The sequence below is a fragment of the Pseudomonas antarctica genome, assembly GCF_900624995.1.
Lineage (GTDB): Bacteria > Pseudomonadota > Gammaproteobacteria > Pseudomonadales > Pseudomonadaceae > Aquipseudomonas > Aquipseudomonas antarctica.
This window is the reverse complement of sequence record NZ_UYXQ01000219.1, coordinates 1-3407: the sequence shown is the minus strand read 5'-3', so window position 1 is coordinate 3407 and position 3407 is coordinate 1. Positions and strand designations below refer to the sequence as shown.

Annotated in this window: 4 protein-coding genes and 1 pseudogene; 2 read left to right on the top strand and 3 right to left on the bottom strand. The window is 63.6% G+C overall.

The window, feature by feature from the left end:
* Positions 1 to 157: pseudogene (locus tag E0F99_RS29380) on the bottom strand (YghX family hydrolase); the annotation flags it as partial.
* Between the two features lie 44 nt (positions 158 to 201).
* Positions 202 to 696, bottom strand: a complete 495-nt coding sequence (locus E0F99_RS29375) for a PaaI family thioesterase (RefSeq protein ID WP_083358619.1) — start codon at positions 694 to 696, stop codon at positions 202 to 204.
* 135 nt (positions 697 to 831) lie between these two features.
* Between E0F99_RS29375 and E0F99_RS29370 the strand changes: the two genes are divergently transcribed.
* A complete protein-coding gene (locus tag E0F99_RS29370) occupies positions 832 to 1386 on the top strand; it encodes a YceI family protein (RefSeq protein ID WP_083358618.1) in 555 nt (184 codons plus the stop codon).
* Between the two features lie 5 nt (positions 1387 to 1391).
* Here the strand turns inward: E0F99_RS29370 and E0F99_RS29365 are convergent, their stop codons facing one another.
* A complete protein-coding gene (locus E0F99_RS29365) occupies positions 1392 to 2282 on the bottom strand; it encodes a DMT family transporter (protein ID WP_083358617.1) in 891 nt (296 codons plus the stop codon).
* An 88-nt stretch (positions 2283 to 2370) separates the two neighbouring features.
* Here E0F99_RS29365 and E0F99_RS29360 point away from each other — a divergent pair.
* Positions 2371 to 3407, top strand: a 1037-nt coding sequence (locus E0F99_RS29360) for an aminotransferase-like domain-containing protein (protein WP_130909117.1), incomplete at its 3' end; no start/stop codon positions are given.

Genomic DNA, 3407 nt, shown 5'->3' with positions numbered 1-3407 from the left:
GGCTCAGGGCTGCCAGCAGCGCGGAAGCGGTGAGGCCGCCGAAGGTGAACAGCGCGGCGCGGTCGAGAAATTCGCGGCGGTTGAGCTTGCCGTGGGCGTAGCCGTCGTAGAGTTCCAGCAGTTCGGGGGCAAAGTCTTTCGCGGTGAGACGAGTCATCGGTGCATTCCTCGATTAGCGGTGGCAATCACTGTAGACCAGGATCAGCGCACGCGGCCATGGGCGGAATCTGACAGTTGCCGGGTATCGACGCGCACGAACACCGAGTCGCCGATGGCGGTGAGCACGTCACCGGCGTACACCTCGCAGACCACGCGACTTTTACGCCCCACTTCGCCCTCGACCCGCGCGCGCAGGCTCAGCGTTATGCCCATGGGAGTGGGTTTGATGAATTTGATCCCGAGGTTGCCGGTGACGCAGTCGATGCGCGGCAGGCTGCCGGGTTCGCGCTGCTCGGCGCGGTAGTGGTAGGCCATGGCGGTCCAGTTGGAGTGACAGTCCACCAGCATGGCGATCAGGCCGCCGTAGACCAGCTCGGGCCAGCCGCTGTATTTGGCGTCCGGCTGATGCTCGGCGATGACATGGACGCCATCGGCATCCCAACGGCTCTTGATGTGCAGGCCGTGCGGGTTGCTGGCGCCGCAGCCGTAGCAAATGCCTTCGGGGGCGGTGGTGTCCTGCAGGGAAGGGGTGTGCATGCAAAGTCCTTATTGTTTCTTTTGGCGACTACTCTGTTTAGCAGGGCATGCATCGAAAGGGAATAAATCCATGCCGTGGCGTGTTAGCTCAGCACGTTTGTTCTTCCTTTTGCGGAGTGTTCCATGAAGTGTCGAATGTCCCTGGTCGTAATGCTGGCCCTCGTCTTTGGTTGGTTTGCCAACGCCCAGGCCGCGCAATACAAAGACGTCAACCGCACGGCCAGCCAGATCAGCTTTACCTTTCAGCAATTCGGGCAGCGGGTGTATGGCACCTTCAGCGACTTTGAAGGCACCCTGAGTTTTGATACGCAAAAGCCCGAAGCGGCGCGTGCGTTGCTCAAGATCCAGCTCGCCAGCATCGACGCCGGCAGCCAGGACGCCAATACCCAGTTGCAGCAACCGGCGTGGTTCGACACGGCGGCCTATCCGGTCGGCGTGTATGAATCCAGCGGCGCCACGGCGCTGGGTGATAACCGCTACACAATCACCGGCAACCTGACGATCAAGGGCATCACGCGGCCGGTGGCTATCACTGTGGTGCTCAAGGAGCAAAGCGGCATCGGTGTGTTCGACGGTGAGTTCGTGCTCAAGCGCGCCGACTTCAAGATCGGCGAGGGCGAATGGGCGGGCAACAGCGTGGTGTCCAATGACATCAACATCAAGTTCAAGATGGTCGCGCCGCAACGCTAACGTGGCTAGCGTGAAAATCTCTTCGCCCCGACCACGCAGCCGATCACCGCAACGGTTACCAGCAGCATGCCCAGGCTGACCTGCTCATGCAGCAGGCCCGCCGCCAGCGCCAGGCCGAAGAACGGCTGCAGCAACTGCAACTGGCCGACGGCGGCGATGCCACCCTGGGCCAGGCCGCGATACCAGAACACAAAGCCGATCAGCATGCTGAACAGCGACACATAACCCAGGCTCAGCCAGGCCGGCAGGCTGATGCCGGTCAAGGTCGCGGGTGCCAGGATCAGACTCAACGGCGCCACCACCGGCAGCGACACCACCAGCGCCCAGCAGATCACCTGCCAACCGCCCAGGCTGCGCGACAACTTGGCGCCCTCGGCATAGCCCAAACCGCACACCAGCACCGCCAATAACATCAGCACGTCACCGGCGGGCGCGGCGCTCAAGCCTTGGGCAACGGCATAGCCCATCACCAGCAGGCTGCCGAGGCTCGAAAACAACCAGAACACCGGGCGCGGCTGCTCACCGCCACGCAGCACGCCAAACACCGCCGTGGCCAGCGGCAGCAGGCCGATAAACACGATGGAATGGGCAGACGTCACGTATTGCAGCGCCAGCGCTGTGAGCAATGGGAAGCCGATGACCACGCCGAGCGCGACGATTGCCAGCGGTGCCCATTGGGTGCGCGCGGGGCGTTTCTCCTTGAACAGCCACAGCAGGCACAGCCCCAGCGCAGCGGCGAGGGTGGCGCGGATCATGGTCAGGAACACCGGGTCGAATTGCATCACTGCCAGCCGTGTGGCCGGCAGCGAGCCGCTGAAAATCACCACGCCGATAAAGCCGTTGATCCAGCCTTGGGTGCTGTTGTCGAGGGTATTGAGGCGTGAGGTGCGTTCCATGAGGGCGTGCTCGAAAGGATAAGTTGCGTTTGGCCATCCTAGGATTGAAGATTAAGACAATCAAAAAATTGTCATGGATACATCACCGATGCCACGCGCCCGCTACAAGTCGTTGGTCGACACCTACGCCGAGGACATCCGCAGCGGCGCACTGGCGCCCGGCACACGCCTGCCCACCCACCGACAATTGGCCGCCGACCACGGCCTGGCCGTGGTCACCGCCAGCCGCGTGTACACCGAGCTTGAGGCCATGGGCCTGGTCAGTGGTGAAACCGGGCGGGGCACTTTTGTGCGTGAGATTTCGTTACCGCCGGGGCAGGGCAGTGGGCAAATGAACGTCGCAACCGGCATGCTCGACCTCAACTTCAACTACCCATCGCTGCCGGGCCAGGCCGATCTGTTGCGCACGGCTTTGCGCCAACTGGCGCTGTCGGGCGACCTCGACGCCTTGCTGCGTTACCAGCCCCACGCCGGCCGCCTGCACGAGCGCGCGGCGGTGGCGCGGCACCTGTTGAACCGGGGCCTGAGTGTTGAGGCCGAGCAGGTGCTGGTGGTCAGCGGCGCGCAGCATGGGCTGGCGGTGACCCTGATGGCGTTGCTCAAGCCTGGGGATGTGGTCGCCGTTGATGCACTGACCTATTCAGGCTTCAAGGTGCTGGCCGAAACCCTGCACCTGGAACTCGTCGCCATCCCGGTCACTGCCCGCGGCCCGGACCTGGACGCACTGCAACGCCTGTGCAGCAAACGCCCGGTGCGTGCGGTGTACAGCATTCCGACCGTGCACAACCCGTTGGGCTGGGTGATGAGCCTGGCGCAGCGCGAGCAACTGGTCAGCATTGCCCGTCAGCACCACCTGATAATCATCGAGGACGCGGCCTATGCGTTTCTGGCCGCAGAGGCGCAGCCGCCACTGGCGACCTTGGCGCCTGAGTGCACGGTGTACGTCGGCGGGTTTTCCAAGAGCGTCGCCACCGGCTTGCGCGTGGGGTTTGTTGCAGCGCCGGCGCCGTGGGTAAAGAAGCTGGAGCGCACCATCATGGCCACCACTTGGAACGTGCCCGGGGTGATGAGCGCGCTGGCCGTGGCCTGGATCGAGGACGGCACCGTCGCGCAGTTGGAAGCGCA

Coding starts and splice junctions, on each gene's coding strand:
- E0F99_RS29375 (WP_083358619.1), bottom strand. CDS start 696: ATGCACACCCCTTCCCTGCAGGACACCACCGCCCCCGAAGGCATTTGC.
- E0F99_RS29370 (WP_083358618.1), top strand. CDS start 832: ATGTCCCTGGTCGTAATGCTGGCCCTCGTCTTTGGTTGGTTTGCCAAC.
- E0F99_RS29365 (WP_083358617.1), bottom strand. CDS start 2,282: ATGGAACGCACCTCACGCCTCAATACCCTCGACAACAGCACCCAAGGC.